Below are 25810 nucleotides of genomic sequence, written 5' to 3' on the forward strand. Positions count from 1 at the left end.
TACCGAAGGCAACCTCGTCTACCGCAAGACCGCTCGCAATTTTAACCCGATGATGGCCACCGCCGCTAAATTCACCGTGGCCGAGGTCGAACATCTGGTCGAACCCGGCGAGATCGACCCGGACCACATCATCACCCCGGGCATTTTCGTCAAACGCATCGTCAAGCTCGACCATGTCGAGAAACGCATCGAACAGCGCACCGTGCGCAAGAGGGAGGCGTAACATGCCCTGGACACGCGACCAGATGGCCGCCAAGGCCGCGGCCGAGCTGCAGGACGGGTTCTACGTCAATCTCGGCATCGGCATCCCGACGCTTGTCGCCAACCACATCCCACCGGGCATGACCATCCAGCTGCAATCCGAGAATGGCATGCTCGGCATGGGCCCTTTCCCCTATGAGGGCGAGGAGGACCCGGACCTGATCAACGCCGGCAAGCAGACGGTAACGGCCCTGCCGACCACCAGCTTCTTCGACTCTGCCACCAGCTTCGGCATGATCCGCGGCGGGCATATCAACATCTCCATCCTCGGCGCGTTGCAGGTGGCCGAGAACGGCGACCTCGCCAACTGGATGGTCCCCGGCAAGATGGTAAAGGGCATGGGCGGGGCCATGGACCTTGTGGCCGGCGTGCCGCGCGTGGTGGTGCTGATGGAGCACACCGCCAAGGGCGAGCCGAAAATCCTCAAGCAATGCACCCTGCCGCTCACCGGCAAGGGCGTGGTCAGCAAGATCATCACCGACCTCGCCGTGTTCGACGTGGTGAAGGACAGCTCCCCCGGGCTGGTGCTCGTCGAGCACGCGCCGGATGTGACCATCGAGGAGATCCGCGCCCTCACCGAGGCTGATTTCCTTATCGCCAGCTGACCGGAAGGGAACGCGTCCCCCCTCCCTTGACTTACTGTAACCCCGCCCCGGCTTGACGTTTTGGGGCGAAGGCACCATTAGAGTGGCAGGCCGTCCGTGCCGGGTGCCGCCCCTTGTCCAGGGTTGGCGCATTTTTTCCCATTCCTATCCGTGTTGCGGCAGTCCTGCCGCGGCGATTCCATCGATCGGGCCCCCATGCATCTCGCCGAATTGAAGGCAAAAACCCCCACCGACCTCCTGGCCCTGGCTGAGGAGCTGGAGGTCGAAAACGCGTCCTCGCTGCGCAAGCAGGACATGATGTTCTCCATCCTGAAGGCATTTGCCGAGAACGACCAATCCATCTTCGGCGATGGCACGCTGGAAATCCGGCCCGACGGGTTCGGCTTCCTGCGCAACCCGGAAGCCAACTTCCTCCCCGGCCCCGAAGATATCTACGTCTCCCCCGCCCAGGTGCGCCGCTACGGCCTGCGCACCGGCGATACGGTTGATGGCGAGATCCGCGCGCCCAAGGAAGGCGAGCGCTATTTCAGCCTCGTGAAGGTGGACAAGATCAATTTCGAGTCCCCTGAGGCGGTGAAGCACCACATCAACTTCGACAACCTCACGCCGCTCTACCCCACCTCCCGCCTGAAGATGGAGGTGGAGATCGCTGAGCCCACCGTGAAGGGCCAGCAGAAGGACTACACTTCCCGCGTCATCGACCTGGTGGCGCCCATCGGCAAAGGCCAGCGCGCCCTGGTGGTCGCCCCGCCGCGCACCGGCAAGACGGTGATGCTGCAGAACATCGCCGCCTCCATCACCGCCAACCATCCGGAAGTGTTCCTGATGGTGCTGCTGATCGACGAACGCCCCGAGGAAGTGACCGACATGTCCCGCTCCGTGCGCGGCGAGGTCGTGGCCTCCACCTTCGACGAGCCGGCCACCCGCCACGTGCAGGTGACCGAGATGGTTCTGGAGAAGGCCAAGCGCCTGGTCGAACACAAGCGTGACGTGGTCATCCTGCTCGACTCCATCACTCGCCTCGCGCGCGCCTACAACACTGTCGTGCCGTCGTCGGGCAAGGTGCTCACCGGCGGTGTGGACGCCAACGCCCTGCAGCGCCCCAAGCGCTTCTTCGGCGCCGCGCGTAATATCGAGGAAGGCGGCTCGCTGACCATCATCGCCACGGCGCTGATCGACACCGGCAGCCGCATGGACGAGGTGATCTTCGAAGAGTTCAAGGGCACCGGCAATGCCGAGCTGATCCTTGACCGCAAGCTCTCCGACAAGCGCACTTTCCCGGCCATCGACATCACGAAGTCCGGCACCCGCAAGGAAGAACTGCTGGTGGACAAGAGTGTGCTTTCAAAGATGTGGGTGCTGCGGCGTATCCTCAGCCCCATGGGCACCACCGATGCCATGGAGTTCCTGCTGGACAAGCTGAAATATTCCAAGAGCAACGCGGATTTCTTCGACGCGATGAACACCTGAGCGACCAGGGCCGGGAAGACTCCCGGCCCTTTCACTATCTGGATCTCGAGTCCCACCCACATGAACAGCATGGCGATAACGCAAGAACCACGGGGCGGGAACACGGCTTGGCGTTGCGCCGTCGCCGTTCTGGCCGGGCTGCTGGTCCAGCTTGGCGTGAAGCTGTTTCATCTGGTTCAGCTTCTGGTGTTCCAGGACCTCCCCAATACCCCGCCGGGCTTTCAGTACCACACGCTGACCATGGCTGGCGGCATCATGGCCCTGGCCATCGGGGCAATCTCGGGTTTTGTCGCCGGTGCCATTGCAAGGCGGCGCGGCGTGCTGGTGGGCACTCTCAACGCAGTCGCCCCGCTGGGGTTCTATTTGCTGTACTATTTGGGCTTCATCGCCTTTGCCGCCGCCATCGGCGGCCAGGGCGGCTTCATCAACGGAATGCTCGCCCTGGCCTGGCAGAAAATGTGGCTGCGCTACGTGCTCAGCTTTGCCGTCACGCTTATTGCCTCGATCATTGGAGCAAGCCTCGGCGCCGTGGCGCGCTCCGAGCGGCCCTGACGCCTCAACCGTTCTTTTTTCGCTGCTTCAGCCGGTACGGATCAGCCGGGTAGGTGCCAAGGATCTTAATCTCGGTGGAGAAGAAGGCGAGTTCCTCGAAGGCATGCCGCAGCGAGGGCTGGTCCGGGTGCCCATCCACCTCGGCTAGGAACTGCGTGGCGGTGAAGCTGCCGTTGAGCATGTAGCTCTCCAGCTTGGTCATGTTCACTCCATTGGTCGCAAACCCGCCCAGCGCCTTGTACAGCGCCGCTGGCACGTTGCGCACGTCGAACACGAAGGTCGTCATCAGGTCCGGCGTGACTGGATCAAGATGGAGCGGTTCCCGCGCCATCACGTAGAAGCGCGTGGTGTTGTGCTCGAAATCCTCCACGTTGCGCCGCAGGATCTGCAGATGGTGCAGCTCCCCGGCCAGGGCAGAGGCAATCGCCGCATCCTCGGCATTGTTCAACTTCTCAACGATCTCGGCCGAGCCCGCGGTGTCGTATTCCACCACCGGCGTAGCCCCGAGTTCCGCGATCAGCTTGCGCACCTGCCCCAGCGCCACGGGGTGGGAATGGATGCGCTTGATCGTACCCAGCGTCGCGCCAGGCGGGGCGAGCAGGCAATGCTCGATGCGCAGGAATTTTTCACCGATGATGGACAGCCCGCTATCCGGCAGCAGGGCATGCATGTCCGCCACCCGCCCGGCGATGGAATTTTCCGGCGGCAGCAAGGCGAGGTCGGCGCGCCCTTCACGCACCGCCTCCATCGCGGCCTCGAACGTCTCGCAAGGCAGGGTCTGCGCGCCGGGATAGGCGTTGCGGCAGGCGAGGTCGGAATAAGCACCGGGCTGGCCCTGGAAGGCGATGAGCATCACTTTTCCGCTCCCCCCAGCAGGCGGCGGGCATGTTCAAGGTCGGCGGGGGTATCCACCCCGAACGGCGCGCCCGGCACGCGGACAACGCCAATGCGCATGCCCGCCTCCAATGCCCGGAGCTGTTCGAGCTTCTCACGCTGCTCCAAGGCCGAGGGCGGCAGCGAGACGAACTGGCCCAGCGCCTCCCGCCGGTATGCGTAAATGCCGATATGGTGCCAGAGCGGCCCCTCGCCCCCCGGCACCGCGTTGCGCGAGAAATACAGCGCCGGGGCGACCTCCACCCCCTCCGGAAAAGCGCAGACGCATTTGACGACCGACGGCGACAGCGCCTCCTCCGCGCTGGTGACCGGGGCGACAAGCGTGCCGATATCGTAGCCCAGCTCCAGCGGACGGAGCACCTTGGCCAAGTAAGACGGATCGATGGCAGGAAGATCGCCCTGCAGGTTGATCACCACGTCATGCCGCCCGGCGGGGTCGAGCGTCTGCAGCGCGGCATGGATACGGTCGGAGCCGGAGGGCAGATCAGGGTCGGTCAGCACCGCAATCCCGCCTGCGCGCTCCACGGCCTCGGCCACCTCCGCCTCGCCGCACGCCACGGCCACAGGCCCCAGCTCCGCCTCCTGCGCCCGGCGCAGCACATGCACGATCATCGGCAACCCGGCGATGTCCGCCAGAACCTTTCCCGGCAGACGGGTGGAGCCGAGCCGGGCGGGGATCAGAATAATCGGTGTCACTTAAGCTTGGCCTCTATCCTGCTTGTCGCGCCTGCCTAAAACGCTATAGGGTCCAGTGCAATCACGATTGCATAAGTGTTTGGGGAGCATAATGAGCAAATCTGGCAAGGATAGCCTGCTCGGCAACAAAATCGCGGCAGGCGTGCTGACGGCAGGACTCATCTTGTGGGGGGCGAACCGTATCGCCCACATCGTCGTTTCCGACGAAGCTCCGGAAAAGCCCGCCATACAGCTGGCCGGCTTGGCCCCTGCGGCTCCCGTGGCCGCCGCCACTGGCGGGCTGGAATCCATCATTCCCCTGCTGGCCAGCGCCGATATCGCCAAGGGCCAGGCCTTCGTGCAGGAGCAATGCGCCGCCTGCCACACCCTCACCCAGGGCGGGGCGAACGGCGTCGGCCCCAATCTCTACGGCGTGCTGGGCGGCCCGATGTTCGCCCATGCCGGGTTTGTCTATTCCGATGCCGTCAAGGCCAAAGCCAAGGGCAACTGGGATTACCACAGCATGAACGCCTGGCTGTCGTCGCCAAGCAGCTTCGCCTCCGGCACCGGCATGTCCTACGCCGGGATCAAGAACACCCAGACGCGCGCCGATGTGGTCGCCTATCTGCGCACCCTGGCCGCCAGCCCGCTGCCGCTCCCCACCGCCGACGAGGTGAAAGCCGCCAGCGCTGCGGCTGCCCCGGCAAGCGCAACTCCGGCCCAGGCTGCCGCACCCGCGGCCCCAAGCATCGACACGCTGTTCGCCAGCGCGGATGTCACAAAGGGCCAGGCCGTATTCCAGCAGGAATGCTCCGCCTGCCACAGCATCGCCAAGGGCGGCCATAACGGCTTCGGCCCCAACCTCTACGGCATTGTCGGCGTCAAGGCGTTCTCCGTGGCCGGGTTCACCTATTCCAGCGCCGTGCAGGCCAAGGCTGGCCAGCCCTGGACCCCGGATGCCTTGAGCGACTGGCTGAAAGCGCCTAACAGCTACGCTCCTGGTACGGCCATGTCGTTCGCCGGAATCAAGAACGACCAGACGCGGGCTGATGTCATTGCTTACCTCAACAAAAACTCCGACTCCCCAGCCAAACTCCCTTAACGCCTGGGTAGCCGCGGCTGAGGCAGCGCTGGACGCCGCCGGCGCCGCGATCCGCCCGCATTTTCGGGTTGGCCTTTCGGCCGATGACAAATCCGACGAAAGCCCCGTCACGGTGGCCGACCGGCGGGCCGAAGAGGTCCTGCGCGAACACCTGCTCGCTTCCTTCCCCGATTTCGGGATCATCGGCGAGGAATTCCCCGCCCACCGGCCGGACGCGAAATACACCTGGGTGATCGACCCGATCGACGGCACCCGCGCCTTCATCACCGGCCGCACCACATTCTGCACCTTGCTGGGACTGCTGGAAGACGGCGTCCCGGTGCTGGGCTTCATCGACCAGCCGGTGACCGGCGAGCGCTGGATCGGCGGGCGCGGCGTGCCCGCCTGCTTCAAGGGTAATTTCGGCGGCCAGATCGGTACCCGCCAGAACATCACCCTGGCCGAGGCCGAGCTCTCCTCCACCGCGCCGGAAATGTTCACCCCGGAGCAGGCGGCGCGCTTCGCCCGGCTGCAGGTGGCGGCCAAACGCGTCTATTGGGGCGGCGATGCCTATGGCTACGGGCTGCTCGCACTTGGGCAGATCGACGTCGTGGCGGAATGCAGCCTGAAGCTCTGGGACTGGGCAGCGTTGGCCCCGGTGGTGGAAGCCTCTGGTGGCGTGGTGACGGATTGGGCGGGCCAGCCTCTGCGTCTGGGCGCTGCGGGCGACGTGCTGGCCTCCGCCAACCCCGCGCTGCACACGGCCGCGCTGGCGGCGCTGCGCTGATCCCACAGCTTGCAAACCGGGCACAGCCGCCTAAGTAAGATCGGAACATGTCCGGATTCCAGCCCAGGGTGAAGGCCGTACTTGGCCCCACCAATACCGGCAAAACCCACCTCGCCATCGAACGCCTGCTAAGCCATTCTTCAGGGATCATCGGCTTTCCGCTGCGGCTGCTGGCGCGCGAGAATTACGACCGCATGGTGGCCCGCAAGGGCATCCGCAACGTCGCGCTCATCACCGGCGAGGAGAAGATCGTGCCGCCCGGGGCGCGCTGGTTCTCCTGCACGGTCGAGGCATGCCGCTCGACCGCAAGGTGGAATTTCTCGCCGTGGACGAGATCCAGCTCTGCGCCGACCCCGATCGCGGCCATATCTTCACCGACCGCCTTTTGCACGCGCGCGGCCTCGTGGAAACCATGTTCCTGGGCGCCGAGACCATCAAGCCCCTGCTCAAGCGGCTGGTTCCAGGCGTGGAGATCGAGACGCGCCCCCGGCTTTCCCAACTCTCCTATGCCGGCGGAGCAAAACTCTCCCGCCTGCCGCCGCGCTCAGCCATCGTCGCCTTCTCTGCCGCCGAGGTCTACGCCATCGCCGAGGCCGTGCGCCGCCGGCGCGGCGGTTGCGCCGTGGTCATGGGCCGGCTCTCGCCGCGCACCCGCAATGCCCAGGTCGCGCTGTACCAGGACAAAGAGGTAGACTTCCTGGTGGCGACGGATGCCATCGGCATGGGGCTGAACATGGACGTAAACCATGTCGCCTTCGCCGGGGTCCAGAAATTCGACGGCCACAAGCCCCGCCTGCTCTACGCGCCCGAGATCGGCCAAATTGCCGGACGCGCCGGGCGCGGTATGCGCGACGGCACGTTCGGCGTTACTGCGGATTGCCCGGCACTGGGCGAAGAACTGGCCGAGGCCGTGGAGGCGCACCAGTTCGAGCCACTTGAACAGCTCTGCTGGCGCAACGCGGCACTCAGTTTCAACTCCGTCGACGCGCTGCTGGACAGCCTCACCGCGCCCCCGGACCGGCAAGGCCTGGTGCGCGGTCAAGACGCGGCGGATGTTCTCACCCTGGCGGCGCTGAACCACGACGCTGACATCCGCAAGGCCGCGCAGGGCCGCAACGCGGTGAAGCTGCTGTGGGAAGCCTGCCAGATCCCGGATTTCCGCAAGCTCGCCACCGACGCGCACGTGAAACTGTGCGGCCGCGTCTTCAATCACCTGCGCGCCTCGAAAAAACTGCCCGAGGACTGGGTCCGAGGCGAGATCGAAAACCTCGACAAGGTCGACGGCGATATCGATACGCTTATGCAAAGGCTGACGGATGTGCGCGTTTGGGCGTATATAACCGCCCGTGCGGATTGGATGCGCGATGCCGACACCTGGGCCATGCGTGCCCGGGCAGTGGAAGACCGGATTTCCGATACGCTACACGTGAAACTAATGGCGCGATTTGTTGATAAGAGGGCAGCACATTTGACGAGACGTTTGGAAGACGCCGAGGCGACAGAGCTGCAGGCGGTCGTGGCCAGTAACGGCCTAGTGCTGGTGGAAGGCCATGAGGTCGGGCGCGTGGAAGGGTTCCAGTTCCACCCCGATCCTTCAACCCAGGGGAGCGAGAAGAAGCTCGTGCTCCGCGCTGCCCGCCGCGCTTTGGCGCAGGAGATGCCACGCCGCATCATCCGCGCCGAAACCGCCACCGATGACGCCATCACCCTCACCGATGACCGGCATATCGAATGGGAAGGCGCCAAGATCGCCAAGCTCAAGAAGAGCGAAACCTTCCTGAAGCCAGCCGTGGACGTCATCCATTCCGAGTTCCTGGACGGCCTGGCCCGAGAGCGGCTGCGCGCCCGCCTCGCCACCTGGCTCGCCGCGGAAACGGAAAAGCGCCTCGGCGCGCTGCTGAAGGCCATGGAGAACCCGCCCGCCCCGCTGCGCGGCATCGTGCACCGGCTGAGCGAGTCCGGCGGCGTGCTGGACGCTGAATCAGTTGGACCAGAATTGCGGCAAGAGGCGAAGACGTTCGGCATCGACCTCGGCCGTTTCGCCATCTACCTGCCCGCCGCGCTGAAGCCCGGCGCCGCCCGGCTGCGTGCCTTGTTCTGGGGCGTCTGGAACGACCGCAACCCGCCGCCACTGCCCGCCCCCGGGCTGGTGAGCGCGCCGATGCCCAGCAACTGGGGGCCAGATTTCGCCCTGGTCATGGGCTGGGTGCAAGCTGGCGATCTGATGATCCGCCTGGACGTGGTCGAACGCGTCACCCGCGAGCTGCATTACCTGCTGCGCAAGCACCCGATCCTGCTGCCGCCGAATATCGGCTCGCGCATGGGGCTGAAGCCGGACCAGCTCGCCCCGGTGCTGAATGTGCTCGGCTTCCGCATCATCCCCGCCGGCACGCTCGGGGCCAAACATTTCGGCCCTGCCGCCCCCGCCATGCTGGCCCGGCGCAAGATGGAGCACCAGCATCACGCCCCTGCCGCCCCGGCGCCGGAACCGGCGCCCATGCTGGCGGACAGCCCCTTCGCCGCGCTGGCGGCACTGAAGAAAACCGCGCGGCGCTGAATGACGGACGAGGAGGCTGGCTGGCTTCGGCTGGACAAATTCCTCGTCTTCGCGCGCTTCTGTAAAACCCGCACCGGGGCGCTGGCCCTGGTCGAACAAGGCGGCGTGCGCATCAACCGGATGCCCACCGACAAACCCCACGCCAAACTCCGCCCCGGCGACGTTTTAACCCTCGCCCTGCCGCAAGGGGTGAAGGTTGTGGAGGTGCTAGGCCTGCCCGCAAGGCGCGGCGGCGCGCCACAAGCCCAGGCGTTTTACAGGGAGATCGTGTAGATGCCGTCATCGCGAGCCGCGCAGCGGCGTGGCGATCCATCTTCCGAGACGCGTCACGAAAGATGGATCGCTTCGCTCCGCTCGCGATGACATTCACGTGTGTGCCCTCGACAGCACAGATGGCCCCGATAACATGGAGTGCCTAGCAGGGGCTTTTGACGGGAGCCGTTATTCATGAAGCGCTTGATGATGTTGCTGGGCCTGGCCCTGCTCCTTCCCGGCGCCGGGCAGGCGCAGACTGACGAGAACAAGCTCCCTCCCACCGATTATGGCGCGGGGTATAAGATCGTCATCATCCACCAGCATCAGGAGCACACGCCAGGGCCAGAGGATGATCCGTTCGGCAACGGTCCGATCAAACTGGACCGGACCTATCCGCTTATCGCCAGTCCGCCCACGCCCGATACCCAGGCCTTCAACACTGAGATGCAACGCCGGGCCGCGCAATGGTGGGCCGCCATGGATGCCCCGAAGGACAACAGCACCGCCGCCGATCCTGTTACAGATTATTCGCTGGATTGCGAACCGGTGGGCCTGCCGCCGCCCGCCGATTCTCCCTCGCCTGACGATGCGCGCATGTTGCCCGGCGTCATCTCTATGGCTTGCGGCACCTACGTCTACCCACACGGCGCCGGGCATGGCGGCGGCGAATTCTGGGGCTTCAACTGGATCATCAGCGCGCATCGCGACATCACCGCCAGCGACGTCTTCGCCCCCAACGCCAGTTGGCGCGCCGCCCTTACCGCTGCCGCCAATGCCATTCGTCCCGCCGCTCCCTCCTGGGGGCTGCAAAAGCTCGACTTTACTGACCCCAGCCATTGGGTGCTGGAACGCGGCGGGCTGGGGCTGAGCTACTCCTATTGGCAGTTTGCGGGCTACATAGACGGCGGCTGCGGGTATTTCGCCCTCATCCCCTGGTCCAAGCTCGCGCCTTATCTGCGCAAGGGCGGTATCGTGCCGCAGGGAGACTGGTCAGCCACAGCCATGCCCGAAAATTAATGCCGGGCAGCCTGCCGGACCCTGTAACTTGACCTAAAACCCCTGCCGCGCGCATAGGGGAGCAGTAATTCGATTGTCTTTTTACGGAGTGTCTGATGACCTACGTGGTCACTGAAAACTGCATCAAGTGCAAATACATGGACTGCGTGGAAGTCTGCCCGGTGGACTGCTTCTACGTTGGCGAGAATATGCTGGTGATCAACCCAGACGAGTGCATCGACTGCGGCGTCTGCGAGCCGGAATGCCCGGCGGAAGCCATCTTCCCCGACAGCGACGACCGCGCCGCCGCATGGGCCGAGCGCAACCGCGACCTTGCCAAGTCCTGGCCGAACATCACCCGCAAGGGCACTCCGCCGGCTGATGCCGATGAGTGGAAGGACAAGCCCGGCAAGGAAGCGATGCTCTCCACGGAACCCGGCCAACCGTAAGCTTAACCTCCCCCGGGTGACGGGGGACAAAAAATCTGTTACATAATGCAGATATGAGCCGGGGGCGGGACGACCGCACCCGGTTTTCGGTGGTTGGAGTGGCGATGAGCGAGAAGCAGAAATCCGGCATGGTGAAGAAATCCACCAAGCCCTTGGCTGAAGCAGACGAGACAACCATGGCGGCAAAGCCTGCCGACAAAGCGCCAAAAGCCAAGCGTGCGGCGGAAGCCGATGAGCAGGCCGCGCCTGTGGCAACCCCCGCCGCGCCGGCGCCCGTCATGCATGGCGGTATCCCCGCCGGGCCGATCCGCCCGCTCTCCCCGCCCCGCGCCCCTGCCAAGGCGGAAAACTTCCAGGAGGGCGACTACGTCGTCTATCCCACTCATGGCGTGGGCAAGGTAGAGCGCATCGCGGTCGAGGAAATCGCCGGGCATACGCTGGAGCTGATCCACATCACCTTCGACGAAAACCGCATGACCCTGCGCGTGCCGACCAACAAGGCCCGCACCGCCGGACTGCGCAAGCTCGCCTCGAAGAAGCAGTTCGACGACGTGCTCGCCGTGCTGAAGGGCCGTGCGCGCATCAAGCGCACCATGTGGTCGCGCCGCGCCCAGGAATATGAGGCCAAGATCAACTCGGGCGACCCGGCGGCCATCGCCGAAGTGGTGCGCGACCTGCACCGCAATGCCGGCCAGCCGGACCAGAGCTTCTCCGAGCGGCAGATTTACGAATCGGCGCTGGACCGCCTGGCGGCGGAATACGCGGCGCTGGAGCAGATCGACAAGGCGACCGCCATCGAGCGCCTCATCGCGCACCTGAAGTCGGAATAAATTTTCAAGGCTGTTTCAGAAGCCGCTCTGGCGAGTTGGATAGCCGTGTTTTTCGAGCACCGGAGCGGAGCGTACTTAAAGTACGTGAGCACTGGCTCACAGAAAAACGCGGCTAGGCAGCCGCCGGGGTAGGCTTATGGAACAGCCTACGCCGCCGTGCCGCCGATGGTCAGGCTGGAAAGCTTGATCGTCGGCTGACCGACGCCCACCGGCACGCCCTGGCCGTTCTTGCCGCAGGTGCCGATGCCGGGGTCGAGTTCCAGATCGTTGCCGATCATCTCCACCTTGGTCAGCGCATCCGGGCCGTTGCCGATCAGCGTCGCCCCTTTCACAGGCGCAGTGACCTTGCCATCCTCGATCAGGTAGGCCTCGGCGGCGGTGAAGACGAACTTGCCGGAGGTGATATCCACCTGCCCGCCGCCGAAATTCACCGCGTACAAGCCGCGCTTAACCGAGCGGATCATGTCCTCCCTGGAGGCATCGCCACCCAGCATGATGGTGTTGGTCATGCGCGGCATTGGCGCATGGGCGTAGGACTGGCGGCGGCCATTCCCGGTGGCGCGCATGTTCATCAGCCGGGCGTTCTGCCGGTCCTGCAGGAAGCCTACTAGGACGCCATCCTCGATGAGTGTTGTGCGGGACGTCGGCGTGCCCTCGTCGTCAATGGTGAGCGAGCCGCGGCGATTGGGAATGGTGCCGTCATCGACCACGGTCACACCCGAAGAGGCGACGCGGCTGCCCATCAGCCCGGCGAAGGCTGAGGTCTGCTTGCGGTTGAAATCCCCCTCAAGCCCGTGGCCGATCGCCTCGTGCAGCAGGATGCCCGGCCAGCCCGGCCCCAGCACCACCGGCATCTCCCCGGCGGGAGCGGGGATGGACTGCAAATTCACCTCCGCTTGGCGGATCGCCTCGCGCACCGCAGACTGCCAGAATTCAGGGGCGACGACGGGCCCGTAACCGGTGCGCCCGCCCGCGCCATGCCCGCCAGACTCCCGGCGGCCATTCTGCTCCATCACCACCGACACGTTGAGCCGCACCAGCGGGCGCAGATCCGCCACGCGGGAGCCATCGGCACGGATGATCTCGATCACCTGCCATTCCCCGGCGATGCTCGCCATAACCTGCACCACGCGCGGGTCGGCGGCGCGGGCGAAGGCGTCGATCTGCTGCAGCAGTTCGGCGCGGGCGGCAAAGGGCGCCTCGGCCAGCGGGTTCAGCCCAGCATAAAGGGGCTTGGCCGCCACAGCCGGTCCCGCGGCGATCAGCGAGTGTTCACGGGCCTTGGCGGTGCGGATAGTCTCGGCCGCGCGGGCCAAAGCGGGCTCGGAAATCTCCCCGGCATGGGCAAAATACGCCGCCTCGCCCAGCACGGCGCGCAGGCCAAAGCCACGGCGCGTATCGAAGCTGGCGGCACGAATGCGCCCGTCATCAAGCGAGACGGACTCCGACTCCCGATATTCCAGGAACAGCTCGCCATCGTCGGTGCCATCCAGCGCCGGAGTGATGAGCCGGACGGCCTGTTCCAGGTCGAGGCCCTCAACACCATGAAACAGCGTGCTGGCGGTCTGCAAAGCCTCGGTCATGTCTATCGTCTCCTTATTCCGCCGCGGCGGGCAGTGGCTGCGGCAAATTCACCGGCAACGCACCGCGCAGCTTGTGCCGCGCGGCGATTGCTGTGGCAAACAGCAGCACGGCATTCAACTCGTGCACATAGCCAAGATTCGCACTGCCCAGCACGATGGTGGTCATGCCCAGCAGGTATTGCAACGCCACCAGCCCGGCGAGCAGCAGAAAATTATCGCGCAGGGCCGGGCTCAGCTTCATGCGCAGGCCCATCACAGCCGTGGTCAGCACCGTCAGCGCCGTCACTGTAGCCAGGAGGCGGTGGCAGAACTGCACGGTCGCCTTGTTCTGGACGAAGTTCAGCAGCTCCGGGTGCAGGTCGAACATCCCCGGCGGCACCCAGACGCCATCCATGGTGGGGAAAGTGTTGAACACGGTGATGGCGTTGGAGGTGGCGACCAGCGCGCCAAACCCCATGGTGCACCAGATCAACACCACGCTCGCCGTGGCCCAGCACCGCAAATGCGCCGCACCTGCCACCGGCAGGGGCTCAGGCGTGCGGAAGGTCAGCCCGGTCCAGATCAGGAGGAAAAAGATCAGCATGGCAGAGCCGAGATGCGGCCCGGCCCAAGCTGGCGGAGGAGAGGTGACGCCTGGCTGCATGCCGGTCTGCACCATGTACCAGCCAAAGGCGGCCTGCCCCGCGCCACACAGGAAGATGAAGCCCATCCACAGCGCCCGCCTGCCGCGCAACCGCTCCTGGATGAGAAACACCGCGAAGGGGACGAGGAACACCAGCGCCATCAGCCGCCCCCAGCAGCGGTCGAGGAACATCGGCCAGAACAGCGCCTTGTAGCCGTCCAGGCTGATCGGGTGGGACTGGTAGAGCGCGGTCTTCTGGAAAAGGCCGAACAGATACGCCCAGTCCGCGGCACTATGCGGCGGGATGAAGCCCGTAAAAGGCCGCCAAACCTGGATGCTGAACCCGGCGCCGATGGTGCGCGCATGCCCGCCGCCGATGGTCATGCCGAAGACCATGCAGGCGAGAATCAGCACCCAATTCCCAAGCGCCCTGTCGGCCTTCATGCCGTCGCCCCGCGCAGGCGGTGCAGCAGGTTGAGCAGCGCCCCCAGCAGCAGCACCGCGTTCATCTGGTGGATCACGCCGACATCGATCATCTGCGAGACCAGCGCGGTCACCCCCAGCACGAATTGCAGGATCACCAGCAGCCCGATCAGCGCCGCCGCGTCACGCACCGGGGCGGGCGGCTCATGGCGGATGGTCTGCACCGTAACGGCCAGGATGGCGATCGTGGCGAGCACGGCCAGGAACTGGTGGTCGAAGATGATGGTCGCGGTGTCCGAGAAAATGCCGCTCATCGGCCAGCCCGCCGGGGGCTGCCCGGTGCCGATGCCGGTGGCCGGGTCAAACGCCGTGATGCCATGGATGCCAGAGACAAAGGTGCCGCCGAACATGGCCAGCAGCAGCAGGATGAAAGCGGCGAGGCTCAAGCGCCTGAGCCCCTTGCACCCGGGGTGGCGCGCCGGCTCGGGGGACTGCACGGTCAGCGCCGTCCACAGCACCGCACCGAGCAGGAACATGGCCGCGAAGAAATGCAGCGAAAGGCGCCAGGGCTCCACGGCGGTGCTGTCGGGGACGAAGCCGGAGGAAACCATGAACCAGCCGATGAAGCCTTGCAGCCCGCCAAGCGCAAACAGCAGCGCCAGCCAGGGGATCAGCCGCTTCTCGATGCGCCCGGTGACAGCAAAGCCAATGAGCGGCAGCAGCAGCACGAGGCCCATCAGCCGCCCCCAGAGCCGGTGGAGATATTCCGGCCAGAAGAGTTGCTTGAACCCGTCCAGATCCATGCCCTGGTGCAGGATCTGGTATTGCGGGATGGTCTTGTAGAGCGCGAAGAGTTTGGCCCAGGCATCGCCGCTCAGCGGCGGCAGGGCGCCGATGATCGGGTCCCAGTTCATGATGGAGAGACCCGAACCGGTATCGCGCGTGTAGCCGCCGATACCGACCATGACCCAGATCATGAAGGCGAGAGCCAACAACCAGGTGGCAACAAGCTTCCGGTTCTGCGGGGTGGCGGCGGTATTCTGCGGCATTAGCGGCTCCTATCGCCCGACGGGATATAGCGCCACGCCAAAAACCACCATAGCGCCGTCAGTAAGGAACCTTTGCGGGAGATGCAGCCCAGGCGGCATAGGCACCCCGCGCCTCCTCGACAAACTCATCCAGCTGGATCGCCGGGACCGAGCGTTCCTCGGGCCGCTTCTCCAGCTGGCGGTAGAATTCATCGTCATCAAACCCGATCGCCTCGGCATCCGCCGGGCCGCAGGCATAGTACACACGCTCGATGCGGGCCCAGAAAATCGCCGCCATGCACATCGGGCACGGCATACCGCTGACGTAGATGGTGCTGCCGGAGAGGTCGAATTTCTGCTCACGCTGAGCTGCGTCGCGGATGGCCGTCACCTCGGCATGCGCCGTCGGGTCGCAGGCGGAGAGCACGCGGTTATGCCCCTCGCCGATGATCTTGCCCTCACGGACAATCACCGCGCCAAACGGCCCGCCATGCCCGCCCGCCATGCCCTGATACGCCAGGGCTATGGCGCGGCGCATGAACCCGTCCTGCTCGCTCATGCTTCCACCGAGCTGCAATTGCGGGGTTGGATCATCGCCAGGAACTCCCGGCGGGTGGAGGGGTCGTCGCGGAAGGCGCCAAGCATCCGGCTCGTTACCATGCTCGCCCCCGGCTTATGCACCCCGCGGGTGGACATGCACTGGTGGTTCGCCTCGATCACCACCGCCACACCGCGCGGCTGCAGCACGTCCAGAATGGTGTTGGCGATCTGCGCGGTCAACTTTTCCTGAATCTGGAAGCGGTGCGCATAGGCATCGACCACGCGCGCCAGCTTGGAGATACCGACGACGCGCGTCCCCGGCAGATAGGCGACATGCGCCCGGCCGACGATGGGCACCATATGGTGCTCGCAATGGCTCTCGATGCGGATGTCCCGCAGCACGACCATTTCGTCATAACCCTCGGTCTCCTCGAAGGTGCGGGTCAGCAGCGCCACCGGGTCCTCGGCATAGCCACGGAAGAATTCCTCGTAGGCGCGGGCGACGCGGGCCGGGGTATCCTTCAGCCCTTCACGTTCCGGGTCCTCGCCGGCCCAAAGCAGCAAGGTGCGGATCGCGGCCTCGGCCTCGGCGCGGCTGGGCTTCTTGGGGCCGCGCGCGGACTTCGCGAGCTTGGCGGCAGGGGTGTGAACGTTCAAAGCGGTCTCCGTAGCAAAGCGGCTTGGTATGGGTTGATATGGGTGACGCGACGCAAGCCGCAACCTTTCCAAAAATTAATGCAGCCGCGAGTTCTGGTGCGGGCTGTCGAGGCTGAAGGTCGGAATCTCGATATCGAACTGCGCCCCGGACGGGATGGCCTGCATGTGGTACTGCCCAGTCATGAAGCCCGAAGGCGTGGAAAGCGACGTGCCGGAGGTGTACTCAAACCGCCCGCCGGGCTGAAGCACGGGCTGTTCGCCCACCACGCCTTCGCCATGCACGGTCTGCATGCGGCCATGCGCGTCGGTAATCCGCCAGGTGCGGCGCAGGAGTTGCACTGCGAGACGGCCATTATTGGTAATGGTGACATGATAGGCCCAGAGGAACTCCCCCGAGTCCGGTTTCGATTGATCTGCCAGGTAAAACACCTGAACCTCAACCGTGATGTCATGGGTGGTTGCCGTGAAGCCTGGTCGCATAAAGCCGACCGTAACGCAGCCCCGTAGGCGCCACAAGCGCATCAGAGCCGCGCGAAATTTGGGTTTTGCCCAGGTTGAGAGGCGCTGCTACACGGGTAGCATGAAGATGTCCTCGCTGTTTGGTTGCCGTGGCGCCGTCGCCGTTTGCATCACGCTCTCGGCCTGTGCCGCCGGGCCAAGCGGCGCTACCGGGTACCCGGGTGCGGGCAGCACCTATGGCGCCTTCCTCGCCGCGCGCTATGCCGCCTCGCAGAGCGACCCGGCCGCTGCCGCCAAATTCTACACGCGGGCCTTGCAGAACGATGAAAACAACCAAGAGTTGATCGCCGAGGGGTTCCTGGCCAGCGTGCTCTCCGGCAGCCCCGAAGCTTCCCAGCTCGCGCCGAAACTGCCGGGCAACACACTGGCCACGCTGCTGCTGGGCAACCAGGCGGCCGTGGCGGGGAATTTCGACCAGGCGAAGCAGATTTTCCAAACCCTGCCGCAGGACAACCTGGCCGGGCTGATCAAGCCGCTGCTCTTCGCCTGGGCACAGCTCGGGGAAGGCAATGAACAGGCGGCGCTCACCGGCCTTGGCTCGCATTTCACCGATCCCGAGTTCGGCCCGGTGTACGTGCTGAACGCCGCGCTGATCGCCGATGCGGCGGGCGACACCCCATCCGCCACGCAGCTTTACGCGAACGTCGATACGTCTCAGCCGAATCTGCGCCTGGCGCAGATCCTGGCCAGCTGGTACGCGCGGCAGGGGCAAATGGCGCAAGCCAATGCCACGCTCAACACGCTGATCACGACACATCCCGATCTGCAGATCGCCCTGCCGCAGTTGCAGGCGCAGCTGGCCAAACCCGTGATCACCACCGCCGCGGACGGCATGGCCGAGGCGTACCTCACCCTTGCCGGCTCGCTCAACCAGCCGCAGGAAGCGTTTCTGCGCACCGTGCTGCTGCGCTTCGCCCTGCAGATGCGCCCGGACCTTGCCGCCGCAAGACTGCTGCTCGCCAACACGCAAATCGGCGCCGACGACCCCAGCCTCACGCCAACGCCTGTGGAGATGAGCAACGCCCTGGCCACGTTGCAGCCGATTCAGAAAACCGACCCGCTCTACGCCCCCGCAAGCGTTCAGGAGGCGACCCTGCTCGCCGCCCTCAAGCAGCCGGAACAGGCGGTGGCCCTGCTGCAAGATCTGATCACGGCCAACCCGGGCAATCCCGGGCTGCTCAGCGCGGCGGGAGATGTGCTGCGGAACTCGAACCAGTGCCCGGCGGCGCTTCCGTATTACACGCAGGCGATTGGCGCCATCGGCCAGCCGTTGCCGCCGGAAGCCTGGAGCCTGTTTTTCGACCGCGGCATCTGCGAGGATCAGACAAACAACTGGGCCGCCGCCGAGCCGGACATGCTGCAGGCGCTGAAACTCTCGCCCAACCAGCCTTATGTACTGAATTATGTCGGCTATAGCTGGGCCCTGCACGACGAAAAACTGCCCGAAGCCAAGGCGATGCTGCAGCGCGCGGTGAGTCTCGACCCGAATGACGGCGCGGTGATCGACTCGCTTGGTTTCATCGAACTCAAGCAAGGCAACACGAAAGGGGCGCTGGCGCTCCTGACCCAGGCTGTGCAGCTGTCCGCCGACGACCCGGAGGTGAACGGCCACCTGGGCGATGCGTTCTGGCAGAATGGCCAGAAGCTGCAAGCGGCCTACCAGTGGCAACGCGCCCTCTCCCTGCACCCGGACCCCAAGCTGGCCGCCGAGCTGAACAGCAAGATCCAGCAGCATTTCGGAACGCCCCCCTGATGATCAGCCTTTTCGCGCCGGCCAAGGTCAACCTGTTTCTGCATGTCACGGCCAAGCGGGCAGACGGCTACCATCTGCTCGACAGCCTGGCGGTGTTCCCGGCCGTTGGCGACACGGTGCGCGTGGCAGACGCCTCGGCACTGTCCCTGGACATTTCCGGCCCGTTCGGCGCGGTGCTGCAGGCGGAGCCGGATAACCTGCTGCTGCGCGCCGCGAGGCTGCTGGCGCCGGGACGGGATGCCGCTCTGCATCTGGAAAAGAACCTGCCAGTCGCCTCCGGCATCGGCGGCGGCTCAGCCGACGCGGCGGCGGCGCTCCGTGCCCTGAACCGGCTCTGGGGCATCAAGGCCAAGCTGCCGCCGTTGGCCCTGCAACTGGGGGCCGACGTGCCCGTCTGCCTCGCCTCCCGCCCCGCGCGCATGCAGGGCATCGGGGAAGTCCTGGCCCCGGCGCCGCGCCTGCCGGAATTCGGCATGGTACTCGTCAACCCGGGCGTGGCGGTGCCCACGCCTGCCGTGTTCAAGGCCCGGCAGGGCGATTTTTCACCCCCGGCCAGCCTGCCCGCGGCCTGGACCAGCGTGGACGCCATGGTGGCGGATCTGCGCAACTGCACGAACGATCTGCAAACGGCCGCAATCGGCATTCAGCCGGTCATCGGCGAGGTTCTGGACGTGCTGGCCGCCCTCCCAGGTGCCAGGCTCGCCCGCATGAGCGGCTCAGGCGCCACCTGCTTCGCCATCTTCTCCACCCCGGCCGATGCGGCGGCAGCGGCGGCGGCAATCGATCAGCCCAGCTGGTGGCGCTGGGGAGGGGGGCTTTACGAGCCGCCCCAACCGGACTTATGAGAACGCCAGCGTCTTGGGACGTCGCCAAGCGGTAAGGCAGCGGATTTTGATTCCGCCATGCGGAGGTTCGAATCCTCCCGTCCCAGCCATCTCCTTAAGGTTTCGGCTGATTTTCGGGCGACGATAGAACCAGCTCCCTAAATTATCCCTCAAAGCAGAATCGAGAATATTAGCTATTCCGTGAATTTTGGCGTCACCTTTACTCAATGGCTTACAGCCACGCCCGGCTTACCGGATGAACCAGCGCAGGCGGCTTTAAAAGCCGGGGGAATCGCCTAAATTAACCGCAGTAAACCAAAGGTGCGTCGATGTTGAAAGGCGCGAAACATCTGACTGGCATGATGGCGATCACCGCCATGCTCAACCTGACGAACATCCCCTTGGCCCAGGCGCGTGGCGGTGGGTGGGGCGGCTCCGGCGGCGGCTGGCATGGCGGCGGGTATGGTGGCGGCTGGCGTGGCGGGTACGGTGGCGGCTGGCACGGCGGCTGGCACGGCGGCTGGGGCTTCTATTGGGGCGGGCCGGCATTCGGCTGGGGGTGGCCGTATTACCCGCCAGCGTATTACTATCCGCCGCCATCGTATTACTATCCGCCGCCGGCGTACGGCTATCCGCCGCCAACGCCGGGAGATGGTTATGACCAAACGACGCCCCCGCCATCGAACGGTGGCGCGGCGCAGCTTTGCGTGGCCACGCCCTATACTTGCCCGATGGAGGTGACGATCTCACCTGGCTCAACCTGCTATTGCCGCGGCAATCAGGGGCAGAAAGTCTATGGTACGGCGCATTAACGCGGCTGCGTAAGACAGCCAACCCTGCTACTTGGCCCGCGGCAAGGTGAGCGTAATCCGACACCCCTGGCCCAACTCACTCTCAATCTCCATCCTGCCACCAGCCGCCGACACAAACCGCGCGGCAATCGTCAGGCCCAACCCCCTGCCGGTGCGGTTGTGCTGGGTCGTGAAGAACACTTCCCCCGCATGTGCCAAAGTCTCTGGCGCCATGCCACATCCCGTATCCCGCACGCAGATGACGATCTGATCATCCACGGCACCGGCCTCGACGAAGATTTCTCCGCCCGCCGCAGTGGCCTCGGCAGCATTTTTCAGCAACTCAGACAAGGCAAGGTCGGCCTGCGCAGGATCGCAGAACAGGAGCGCATCCTCGTCTGTCAGGCGGATCGAAATCTCCCTGTTCTCAGGCCGCAGATGCTCATCCAGCCCACGGATCAGCTGTCCCAGGAAATGCGGCCCCGGCTCCTGACTGTCGCAACCGGAAAACACCATCAGGCGGCGCACAAGCTGCGTCGCGCGGTTGCCGGCGCGGTTCGCCCCCTCGATGAAGCCGTCAAATTCAGTGATTCCGCTGCGCCTGGAGCGGTTTTGCAGAAGTTCTAGATTGCCGAGAATCGCCGTCAGGAGATTATTGAAGTCATGCGCCACATGCGCGGCAAATCGCGCCATCGAATCGGATTGGGCTGATACTTTCGGCGGCATCTGCGTCATCTCCACCCTGTTAAGAGCGCCATACTGGCAAGAGAATCTTAGCACCCGGCGAGCATGGATTAGCAAGCGTGGCCGGCTTTTAATATTCTCTTTGCCAGCGCCGCAAACGGCTAACGACTGGTGAAGCGATCCGAAGCTTCTTTTATCAGCTGCAAGGTTTCGGATTTAACGAACCATCGGCAAAAAAATTAATAATCCCGGCCGTGGATGAATCCTGCGCGCTGGCATCGGTTTCGCCCGAAACCGCCGGGCGCAAACGCGTCGCCAACTCTTTTCCGAGCTCAACACCCCATTGGTCGAAGGCGTTGATGTTCCAGATGGCGGCCTCGGTGAAGATGCGGTGCTCGCAGAGGGCGATGAGCTTGCCCAGCGTTTCCGGGGTGAGCTGGGTGTAGGCCAGCAGCAGGCTCGGCCGGTTGCCGGGGAAGACGCGATGCGGATTGCCGCCCGCTTCCTCCAGCGTGCGGCCGCGCATCAGCGCCTGCGCCTGGCCCAGGCAGTTGGCGATCAGCACCTCGTGGTGGTGGCGCATCTCCGGCTCATGCCCCCGCGCAGCGATCAGGAACTCGCAGGGGATGACATCGCTGCCCTGGTGCAGCAGCTGGTAGAAGGCATGCTGGCCGTTGGTGCCGGGCTCGCCGAACACCAGCGGACCGGTGACATGGGATACAGGCGCGCCGTCACGCGTCACCCGCTTGCCGTTGGATTCCATGTCCAGCTGCTGCAGATAGGCCGGCAGCCGGGCCAAGCGCTGATCGTAAGGCAGAATCGCCCGGGCCGGGTACTTGCAGACATTGCGGTGCCAGATGCCGAGCAGCGCCAGCAGCACCGGCAGGTTCTGCGCCAGCGGCGCCGTGCGGAAATGCTGATCCATGGCATGCGCGCCATCGAGGAAGGCGCGGAAATTCGCCGCGCCAATCGCGATCATCACCGGCAGGCCGATGGCCGACCATACCGAGTAGCGCCCGCCCACCCAATCCCAGAAGCCGAAGGTCTTTTCGGGCTGGATGCCGAAGGCGGCGATCTTGTCGAGCGCCGTGGACACAGCGGCGAAGTGCGCGCTGACCGCATCCTCGCCAAGTGCTGCCACCAGCCAGCGCCGGGCCGATTGCGCGTTGGTCATCGTCTCCACGGTGGTGAAGGTCTTGGAGGCGACGATGAACAGCGTACGCGCCGGGTCGAGCGGCTTGAGCGTGTCGGCCAGATGCGCGGCATCGACATTGGAGACGAAATGCACGCGCGGGCCGTCGTGATACGGGGCCAGGGCGGCGGTGACCATGGCGGGGCCGAGGTCCGACCCGCCGATGCCGATATTGACCACGTCCGTGAAAGGCAGGCCGGTGGCGCCGGTGAGCGATCCTGCGCGCACCGCCTCGGCAAAGGCGAAGAGCCTGTCCAGCATGGCGTGCACGGCGGGAATCACGTCCTGGCCATCGACCAGCACGCTGGCGCTGCGCGGCGCGCGCAGGGCGGTGTGCAGCACGGCGCGGCTTTCGGTGACGTTGACCTTCTCACCGGCGAACATCGCATCGCGCCGGGTCTCAACCCCGGCCTCCGCCGCAAGCCGCAGCAGCAGGGCGAGGCTTTCATCGGTCAGGCTGGTCTTGGAAAAATCCAGCAACATATCGCCAAAATGGGCGGAAAACTTGTCGAACCGGTGCGGATCAGAGGCAAAGAGCGCGGCAATCTGCGGCACAGCCTGTGCCTTCGCATCCAGTTCGGCCCAAATGTCCCGGCTCATCGACAAAGTCTCCCTGCGTGCTGCACTCTTTTAGGCGTTGGACCGTGGCGGTATTACGGCAAATTAAGATCAATTATCGTCCATCCGCACGCCGGGGTGGAAAAACGCGTACACCACCTTCGCCGTGGCACGGTTGATGCCGTCCACGGCTTCCAGGTCCTTCAGCCCCGCCCCTTTTACCTCCCGCGCCGAGCCGAAATGCAGCAGCAGCGCCTTCTTGCGTGCCGCGCCGATGCCGGGGATCTCGTCCAGCTCCGAGGTGGTGATTTTCTTGCTGCGCGCATTGCGGTGGGTGGTGATGGCAAAGCGATGCGCCTCGTCACGCAGACGCTGGAGGAAATACAGCACCGGGTCACGCGGCGGCAGCTGGAACGGCTCGCGGCCTTCCATGTAGAACCATTCGCGGCCGGCATCGCGGTCCGGCCCCTTGGCGATGCCGACCAGCAGAATATCCTCCAGTCCCAGATCCGCCATCACCGCCTTCGCCGCGGAAAGCTGCCCGGCGCCACCATCAATCAGCACCAGATCCGGCCAGGATTCCAACTCCCTGTCCGGGTCCTCGGCCAGGGCGCGGCCAAAGCGGCGGGTCAGCACCTCGCGCATCATGCCGAAATCGTCACCGGGGGTAATGGCGCTCTTGATGCCGAATTTGCGGTAGGCGGATTTGTTGAACCCTTCCGGACCGGCCACCACCATCACACCGTAGGCGTTGGTGCCCATGATGTGCGAGTTATCGTAGGTCTCGATCCGCTTCGGCGTCTCCGGCAGGCCGAACAGCTCCGCCACGGTGGCGAGCAGCTTGCCCTGCCCGGCGGTCTCGGCCAGCTTCCGCTCCAGCGCCTCGCGCGCATTGGTGGCGGCGTGCATTACCACATCGTGCTTCTCGCCCCGCTGCGGCACCAGGAGAGACACTTTCCGCCCCGCTCTCACCGACAACGCCTCAGCCAGCAGCTCCTGCTCCTCGGGCGCGTGGTTCAGCAGTATCTGCGGCGGCGGCGGCTTGTCGTCATAGAACTGGGCAATGAAGGCGGATAGTACCGCCCCTGGCTCGTCGCCCTTGGTGTTGACCGGAAAGAAGCTGCGATTGCCGTTATTGCGCCCGCCGCGAATGAAAAACACCTGCACGCAGCTTTGCCCGGCCTCCTGGTGCAGGGCAATTACGTCCGCATCCCCCAGGCTGGCCGGGTTGATGACGTCGTTGCCCTGGACATGCGTAAGGCCGCGGATACGGTCGCGGATCGCCGCAGCGCGCTCGAATTCGAGATCCTCCGCCGCCTGCTGCATCGCCTCGGCCAGATCCTTCTGTACCGCGCTTGTTTTCCCTGAGAGAAATGCCTTTGCCTGATCGACAAGCATTTTGTATTCCTCCTCGGACACGCGCCCGACGCATGGTGCACTGCAACGTTTGATCTGAAACAGCAGGCAAGGCCGGGTCCGGTTGGCGAACACGGTATCCGCGCAGGTACGAAGCAAGAACACGCGTTGCAGCGCCTGCACGGTCTGGTTGACCGACCAGGCAGAAGCAAACGGCCCCCAATAGCTGCCCTTGCGCGTCTGTGCCCCGCGATGCTTGGCGAGTTGCGGGAAGGGGTGGTCCTCGGTCAGCATCAACCACGGGTAGGACTTATCATCCCGCAGCAGGATGTTGTAACGAGGCTGTAACCTTTTGATGAGGTTGGCTTCGAGCAGCAGCGCCTCGGCCTCGGTATGGGTGGTGACGATCTCCATCGACACCGTATCCGCCACCATCCTGCGTAGACGCTCGGGTAGCCGGGCAAGCTGGGTATAGGCAACCACCCGCTTCTTCAGGTTGCGCGCCTTGCCCACATACAGGGCTTGGCCCTTGGCATCGAGCATCCGATACACGCCAGGGTTGCCAGGCATGGTCCGCAATACAGCCTCAATGACCCCGACTCCGACCGTCGGCGGATTATCCACACTCATCGTGATAACCCTGTGGATAAGTATGTGGACACTGTGAAAAAAGCCGGGACAACCCAATTCGGCCCGCCACCGGCCCTAAATCGTTCCGTAACGTTGTTATCTCCGGTTAACATCATGAATTTGCTTATAAATTTCATGACAATTTTGTTGCAAAAACACCCAAACATCAGCTGGAAACCCCTTGACTCTATGCAAATCAAGGGAGTGGAAAACTAGGTATTGCGCCGCTCGATTTCCACACCGGCTGCCGCCGCGTCGGCGAACACATCGAGCTTTTCTACACACACCCGAACCAGCCGCACACGAGCATCCTCGAGGCATATTTCGGCCAGCCGCTCGGCCAGGGTTTCAACCAGCTGTACGTGCCGGGCCGCAACCGCCGCGCGGACATCGTTCACGATGGTCTCGTAATCCACCACGCGGGCCAGATCGTCCGCCCCGACAGCCGGGCGGGAGAGATTCTGCGCGCCATCGTCCAGCACGCTGAGGTCGAGATTGATGCGGATGCGCTGGCGGGCTTCGTGCTCATGCGGGTGCACGCCAATACTGGCCGTGAGCACGAGGTCACGAATGAACATTCGGCGGGTGGCGCGGGCGGCATCGGCGTAGCGGGGGTATTCCATGGCCACGTGTTTTGCGCGCCCGGCCTGTTGAAGGCAATCTCCGCGCGGATGGCAAACCACCTCCCGCCGCCGGATTATTTGCCCTAAACCAGCCTCAGGGGGTGAACATGCGGAAGATAAAATTGGCGTTATGGCTGGGGATGCTGGCGGCGCTCCCGGCGCTTGCCCAGGCGGGACCACCCGTGGGCATTACGGTGCAAACCCCCTGGGTGCGCTACTTGCTCCCCAACCTCCCCGCTGGAGTGTACCTGACCCTGGCCAACCGCAGCGACACCCCCGCCGTGCTGACCGGCGCCCGCTCGCCCGCCTGCGCCACGCTGATGCTGCATGAGAGCATGGATGCCGGGGGAACCTCGATGATGATGGGCGTTTCCAGCATCCCGGTTCCGGCCCATGGCGGCGTGGCCCTGTCCGAGGGCGGGTACCACCTGATGTGCATGGACCCGAAGATGCATGTCGGCGGCCAAGTGCCGGTCACGCTTGAGTTCCAGGATGGCAGCCTCCTGACCCTGACCGCGCCGGTTTATGGCGCGTCCGGCGCACCCTGAGCCCGGCCCCGCTGTTGGCAGCGCGGCCGCAACGGAATAATGAGCGGCAGTAGAATTTTGTTCTGAG

27 protein-coding genes, 1 tRNA gene and 1 pseudogene are annotated in these 25810 nt (G+C 64.8%); 17 read left to right on the forward strand and 12 right to left on the reverse strand.

Going from position 1 to position 25810, the window contains the following annotated elements:
• The 4 genes from ACLPJJ_RS04475 to ACLPJJ_RS04490 form a co-directional block, all read left to right on the forward strand.
• Positions 1 to 223 (forward strand): CoA-transferase (locus tag ACLPJJ_RS04475; RefSeq protein ID WP_443589749.1); only part of this gene is annotated, 223 nt, incomplete at its 5' end.
• Position 224: 1 nt separating this feature from the next.
• Positions 225 to 866 (forward strand): CoA transferase subunit B, encoded by a 642-nt coding sequence (locus ACLPJJ_RS04480; protein ID WP_443589750.1) that lies wholly within the window; start codon positions 225 to 227, stop codon positions 864 to 866.
• Between the two features lie 195 nt (positions 867 to 1061).
• Positions 1062 to 2336 carry a transcription termination factor Rho gene (gene rho, locus ACLPJJ_RS04485; RefSeq protein WP_443589751.1) on the forward strand — a complete coding sequence of 425 codons (1275 nt, stop codon included), beginning with the start codon at positions 1062 to 1064 and terminating at the stop codon, positions 2334 to 2336.
• Positions 2337 to 2405: 69 nt separating this feature from the next.
• Positions 2406 to 2888: a hypothetical protein gene (locus ACLPJJ_RS04490; RefSeq protein ID WP_443589752.1), complete on the forward strand. Its 483-nt coding sequence runs from the start codon at positions 2406 to 2408 to the stop codon at positions 2886 to 2888.
• A gap of 4 nt (positions 2889 to 2892) precedes the next feature.
• Here ACLPJJ_RS04490 and ACLPJJ_RS04495 read toward each other — a convergent pair whose 3' ends face one another.
• Positions 2893 to 3741: a prephenate dehydratase gene (locus ACLPJJ_RS04495; protein ID WP_443589781.1), complete on the reverse strand. Its 849-nt coding sequence runs from the start codon at positions 3739 to 3741 to the stop codon at positions 2893 to 2895.
• Positions 3741 to 4478 carry a 3-deoxy-manno-octulosonate cytidylyltransferase gene (locus ACLPJJ_RS04500; protein ID WP_443589753.1) on the reverse strand — a complete coding sequence of 246 codons (738 nt, stop codon included), beginning with the start codon at positions 4476 to 4478 and terminating at the stop codon, positions 3741 to 3743. The genes ACLPJJ_RS04495 and ACLPJJ_RS04500 overlap by 1 nt, the downstream gene beginning before the upstream one ends.
• A gap of 91 nt (positions 4479 to 4569) precedes the next feature.
• Between ACLPJJ_RS04500 and ACLPJJ_RS04505 the strand changes: the two genes are divergently transcribed.
• The 8 genes and pseudogenes from ACLPJJ_RS04505 to ACLPJJ_RS04540 all read left to right on the forward strand — a co-directional run bounded on the left by ACLPJJ_RS04505 (position 4570) and on the right by ACLPJJ_RS04540 (position 11412).
• On the forward strand, positions 4570 to 5559 hold the full coding sequence (locus tag ACLPJJ_RS04505) for a c-type cytochrome (RefSeq protein ID WP_443589754.1): 990 nt from the start codon (positions 4570 to 4572) through the stop codon (positions 5557 to 5559).
• Complete coding sequence (locus ACLPJJ_RS04510) at positions 5507 to 6325, forward strand: inositol monophosphatase family protein (RefSeq protein ID WP_443589755.1); 819 nt, start codon at positions 5507 to 5509, stop codon at positions 6323 to 6325. Before ACLPJJ_RS04505 ends, ACLPJJ_RS04510 begins: the two co-directional genes overlap by 53 nt.
• Positions 6326 to 6372: 47 nt before the next feature.
• A pseudogene (locus tag ACLPJJ_RS04515) lies at positions 6373 to 6573 on the forward strand (hypothetical protein); the annotation flags it as partial.
• A 44-nt stretch (positions 6574 to 6617) separates the two neighbouring features.
• A complete protein-coding gene (locus tag ACLPJJ_RS04520; RefSeq protein WP_443589756.1) occupies positions 6618 to 8882 on the forward strand; it encodes a helicase-related protein in 2265 nt (754 codons plus the stop codon).
• Positions 8883 to 9155, forward strand: a complete 273-nt coding sequence (locus ACLPJJ_RS04525) for an RNA-binding S4 domain-containing protein (protein ID WP_443589757.1) — start codon at positions 8883 to 8885, stop codon at positions 9153 to 9155.
• A 174-nt stretch (positions 9156 to 9329) separates the two neighbouring features.
• Positions 9330 to 10154 carry a hypothetical protein gene (locus ACLPJJ_RS04530; protein WP_443589758.1) on the forward strand — a complete coding sequence of 275 codons (825 nt, stop codon included), beginning with the start codon at positions 9330 to 9332 and terminating at the stop codon, positions 10152 to 10154.
• A gap of 95 nt (positions 10155 to 10249) precedes the next feature.
• Positions 10250 to 10582 carry a ferredoxin FdxA gene (gene fdxA / locus ACLPJJ_RS04535; RefSeq protein ID WP_443589759.1) on the forward strand — a complete coding sequence of 111 codons (333 nt, stop codon included), beginning with the start codon at positions 10250 to 10252 and terminating at the stop codon, positions 10580 to 10582.
• A 104-nt stretch (positions 10583 to 10686) separates the two neighbouring features.
• The gene (locus ACLPJJ_RS04540) at positions 10687 to 11412 is read left to right on the forward strand and encodes a CarD family transcriptional regulator (protein WP_443589760.1); all 726 of its coding nucleotides are present in this window, start codon (positions 10687 to 10689) and stop codon (positions 11410 to 11412) included.
• Between the two features lie 146 nt (positions 11413 to 11558).
• Here the strand turns inward: ACLPJJ_RS04540 and tldD are convergent, their stop codons facing one another.
• The 6 genes from tldD to apaG form a co-directional block, all read right to left on the reverse strand.
• Positions 11559 to 12995, reverse strand: a complete 1437-nt coding sequence (gene tldD / locus ACLPJJ_RS04545) for a metalloprotease TldD (protein ID WP_443589761.1) — start codon at positions 12993 to 12995, stop codon at positions 11559 to 11561.
• Positions 12996 to 13008: 13 nt separating this feature from the next.
• Positions 13009 to 14061 (reverse strand): COX15/CtaA family protein, encoded by a 1053-nt coding sequence (locus ACLPJJ_RS04550; protein WP_443589762.1) that lies wholly within the window; start codon positions 14059 to 14061, stop codon positions 13009 to 13011.
• Entirely contained in the window at positions 14058 to 15089 is a 1032-nt protein-coding gene (locus ACLPJJ_RS04555; RefSeq protein WP_443589763.1) for a COX15/CtaA family protein, read from the reverse strand. The genes ACLPJJ_RS04550 and ACLPJJ_RS04555 overlap by 4 nt, the downstream gene beginning before the upstream one ends.
• Positions 15090 to 15147: 58 nt before the next feature.
• The gene (locus tag ACLPJJ_RS04560) at positions 15148 to 15627 is read right to left on the reverse strand and encodes a nucleoside deaminase (RefSeq protein ID WP_443589764.1); all 480 of its coding nucleotides are present in this window, start codon (positions 15625 to 15627) and stop codon (positions 15148 to 15150) included.
• Positions 15624 to 16265 (reverse strand): GTP cyclohydrolase I FolE, encoded by a 642-nt coding sequence (folE, locus tag ACLPJJ_RS04565; protein WP_443589765.1) that lies wholly within the window; start codon positions 16263 to 16265, stop codon positions 15624 to 15626. Before folE ends, ACLPJJ_RS04560 begins: the two co-directional genes overlap by 4 nt.
• A 75-nt stretch (positions 16266 to 16340) precedes the next feature.
• Positions 16341 to 16745 (reverse strand): Co2+/Mg2+ efflux protein ApaG, encoded by a 405-nt coding sequence (gene apaG / locus ACLPJJ_RS04570; RefSeq protein WP_443589766.1) that lies wholly within the window; start codon positions 16743 to 16745, stop codon positions 16341 to 16343.
• A gap of 100 nt (positions 16746 to 16845) precedes the next feature.
• Between apaG and ACLPJJ_RS04575 the strand changes: the two genes are divergently transcribed.
• The 4 genes from ACLPJJ_RS04575 to ACLPJJ_RS04590 all read left to right on the forward strand — a co-directional run bounded on the left by ACLPJJ_RS04575 (position 16846) and on the right by ACLPJJ_RS04590 (position 20173).
• On the forward strand, positions 16846 to 18537 hold the full coding sequence (locus tag ACLPJJ_RS04575; protein WP_443589767.1) for a tetratricopeptide repeat protein: 1692 nt from the start codon (positions 16846 to 16848) through the stop codon (positions 18535 to 18537).
• Entirely contained in the window at positions 18537 to 19382 is an 846-nt protein-coding gene (locus ACLPJJ_RS04580) for a 4-(cytidine 5'-diphospho)-2-C-methyl-D-erythritol kinase (protein WP_443589768.1), read from the forward strand. The genes ACLPJJ_RS04575 and ACLPJJ_RS04580 overlap by 1 nt, the downstream gene beginning before the upstream one ends.
• A gap of 14 nt (positions 19383 to 19396) precedes the next feature.
• A tRNA-Gln gene (locus tag ACLPJJ_RS04585) sits at positions 19397 to 19471 on the forward strand.
• Positions 19472 to 19690: 219 nt separating this feature from the next.
• Entirely contained in the window at positions 19691 to 20173 is a 483-nt protein-coding gene (locus ACLPJJ_RS04590; RefSeq protein ID WP_443589769.1) for a hypothetical protein, read from the forward strand.
• 27 nt (positions 20174 to 20200) lie between these two features.
• Here the strand turns inward: ACLPJJ_RS04590 and ACLPJJ_RS04595 are convergent, their stop codons facing one another.
• The 4 genes from ACLPJJ_RS04595 to ACLPJJ_RS04610 form a co-directional block, all read right to left on the reverse strand.
• Positions 20201 to 20887 (reverse strand): sensor histidine kinase, encoded by a 687-nt coding sequence (locus ACLPJJ_RS04595; RefSeq protein WP_443589770.1) that lies wholly within the window; start codon positions 20885 to 20887, stop codon positions 20201 to 20203.
• A gap of 145 nt (positions 20888 to 21032) precedes the next feature.
• Positions 21033 to 22628 (reverse strand): glucose-6-phosphate isomerase, encoded by a 1596-nt coding sequence (gene pgi / locus ACLPJJ_RS04600; protein ID WP_443589771.1) that lies wholly within the window; start codon positions 22626 to 22628, stop codon positions 21033 to 21035.
• Between the two features lie 69 nt (positions 22629 to 22697).
• Entirely contained in the window at positions 22698 to 24572 is a 1875-nt protein-coding gene (gene uvrC / locus ACLPJJ_RS04605) for an excinuclease ABC subunit UvrC (RefSeq protein WP_443589772.1), read from the reverse strand.
• A 212-nt stretch (positions 24573 to 24784) separates the two neighbouring features.
• Positions 24785 to 25195: a dihydroneopterin aldolase gene (locus ACLPJJ_RS04610; protein ID WP_443589773.1), complete on the reverse strand. Its 411-nt coding sequence runs from the start codon at positions 25193 to 25195 to the stop codon at positions 24785 to 24787.
• Positions 25196 to 25302: 107 nt separating this feature from the next.
• On the opposite strand from ACLPJJ_RS04610, the gene ACLPJJ_RS04615 reads away from it, so the two are divergent.
• Positions 25303 to 25743 carry a copper chaperone PCu(A)C gene (locus ACLPJJ_RS04615; protein WP_443589774.1) on the forward strand — a complete coding sequence of 147 codons (441 nt, stop codon included), beginning with the start codon at positions 25303 to 25305 and terminating at the stop codon, positions 25741 to 25743.
• Positions 25744 to 25810: the final 67 nt, after the last annotated feature.

The sequence above is a fragment of the Acidocella sp. genome (assembly GCF_052326845.1).
GTDB lineage: Bacteria > Pseudomonadota > Alphaproteobacteria > Acetobacterales > Acetobacteraceae > Acidocella.

What these genes read in the sequence shown, in the direction of transcription:
- ACLPJJ_RS04615 (WP_443589774.1), top strand. Translation starts at nt 25,303, where the DNA reads ATGCGGAAGATAAAATTGGCGTTATGGCTGGGGATGCTGGCGGCGCTC.
- ACLPJJ_RS04480 (WP_443589750.1), top strand. Translation starts at nt 225, where the DNA reads ATGCCCTGGACACGCGACCAGATGGCCGCCAAGGCCGCGGCCGAGCTG.
- ACLPJJ_RS04560 (WP_443589764.1), bottom strand. Translation starts at nt 15,627, where the DNA reads ATGAGCGAGCAGGACGGGTTCATGCGCCGCGCCATAGCCCTGGCGTAT.
- ACLPJJ_RS04525 (WP_443589757.1), top strand. Translation starts at nt 8,883, where the DNA reads ATGACGGACGAGGAGGCTGGCTGGCTTCGGCTGGACAAATTCCTCGTC.
- ACLPJJ_RS04580 (WP_443589768.1), top strand. Translation starts at nt 18,537, where the DNA reads ATGATCAGCCTTTTCGCGCCGGCCAAGGTCAACCTGTTTCTGCATGTC.
- ACLPJJ_RS04510 (WP_443589755.1), top strand. Translation starts at nt 5,507, where the DNA reads ATGTCATTGCTTACCTCAACAAAAACTCCGACTCCCCAGCCAAACTCC.
- uvrC (WP_443589772.1), bottom strand. Translation starts at nt 24,572, where the DNA reads ATGAGTGTGGATAATCCGCCGACGGTCGGAGTCGGGGTCATTGAGGCT.
- ACLPJJ_RS04520 (WP_443589756.1), top strand. Translation starts at nt 6,618, where the DNA reads ATGCCGCTCGACCGCAAGGTGGAATTTCTCGCCGTGGACGAGATCCAG.
- rho (WP_443589751.1), top strand. Translation starts at nt 1,062, where the DNA reads ATGCATCTCGCCGAATTGAAGGCAAAAACCCCCACCGACCTCCTGGCC.
- ACLPJJ_RS04495 (WP_443589781.1), bottom strand. Translation starts at nt 3,741, where the DNA reads ATGCTCATCGCCTTCCAGGGCCAGCCCGGTGCTTATTCCGACCTCGCC.
- ACLPJJ_RS04550 (WP_443589762.1), bottom strand. Translation starts at nt 14,061, where the DNA reads ATGAAGGCCGACAGGGCGCTTGGGAATTGGGTGCTGATTCTCGCCTGC.
- ACLPJJ_RS04490 (WP_443589752.1), top strand. Translation starts at nt 2,406, where the DNA reads ATGGCGATAACGCAAGAACCACGGGGCGGGAACACGGCTTGGCGTTGC.
- tldD (WP_443589761.1), bottom strand. Translation starts at nt 12,995, where the DNA reads ATGACCGAGGCTTTGCAGACCGCCAGCACGCTGTTTCATGGTGTTGAG.
- ACLPJJ_RS04575 (WP_443589767.1), top strand. Translation starts at nt 16,846, where the DNA reads ATGAAGATGTCCTCGCTGTTTGGTTGCCGTGGCGCCGTCGCCGTTTGC.
- ACLPJJ_RS04595 (WP_443589770.1), bottom strand. Translation starts at nt 20,887, where the DNA reads ATGACGCAGATGCCGCCGAAAGTATCAGCCCAATCCGATTCGATGGCG.
- fdxA (WP_443589759.1), top strand. Translation starts at nt 10,250, where the DNA reads ATGACCTACGTGGTCACTGAAAACTGCATCAAGTGCAAATACATGGAC.
- ACLPJJ_RS04610 (WP_443589773.1), bottom strand. Translation starts at nt 25,195, where the DNA reads ATGGAATACCCCCGCTACGCCGATGCCGCCCGCGCCACCCGCCGAATG.
- ACLPJJ_RS04530 (WP_443589758.1), top strand. Translation starts at nt 9,330, where the DNA reads ATGAAGCGCTTGATGATGTTGCTGGGCCTGGCCCTGCTCCTTCCCGGC.
- ACLPJJ_RS04590 (WP_443589769.1), top strand. Translation starts at nt 19,691, where the DNA reads ATGTTGAAAGGCGCGAAACATCTGACTGGCATGATGGCGATCACCGCC.
- ACLPJJ_RS04505 (WP_443589754.1), top strand. Translation starts at nt 4,570, where the DNA reads ATGAGCAAATCTGGCAAGGATAGCCTGCTCGGCAACAAAATCGCGGCA.
- pgi (WP_443589771.1), bottom strand. Translation starts at nt 22,628, where the DNA reads ATGAGCCGGGACATTTGGGCCGAACTGGATGCGAAGGCACAGGCTGTG.
- ACLPJJ_RS04540 (WP_443589760.1), top strand. Translation starts at nt 10,687, where the DNA reads ATGAGCGAGAAGCAGAAATCCGGCATGGTGAAGAAATCCACCAAGCCC.
- apaG (WP_443589766.1), bottom strand. Translation starts at nt 16,745, where the DNA reads ATGCGACCAGGCTTCACGGCAACCACCCATGACATCACGGTTGAGGTT.
- ACLPJJ_RS04555 (WP_443589763.1), bottom strand. Translation starts at nt 15,089, where the DNA reads ATGCCGCAGAATACCGCCGCCACCCCGCAGAACCGGAAGCTTGTTGCC.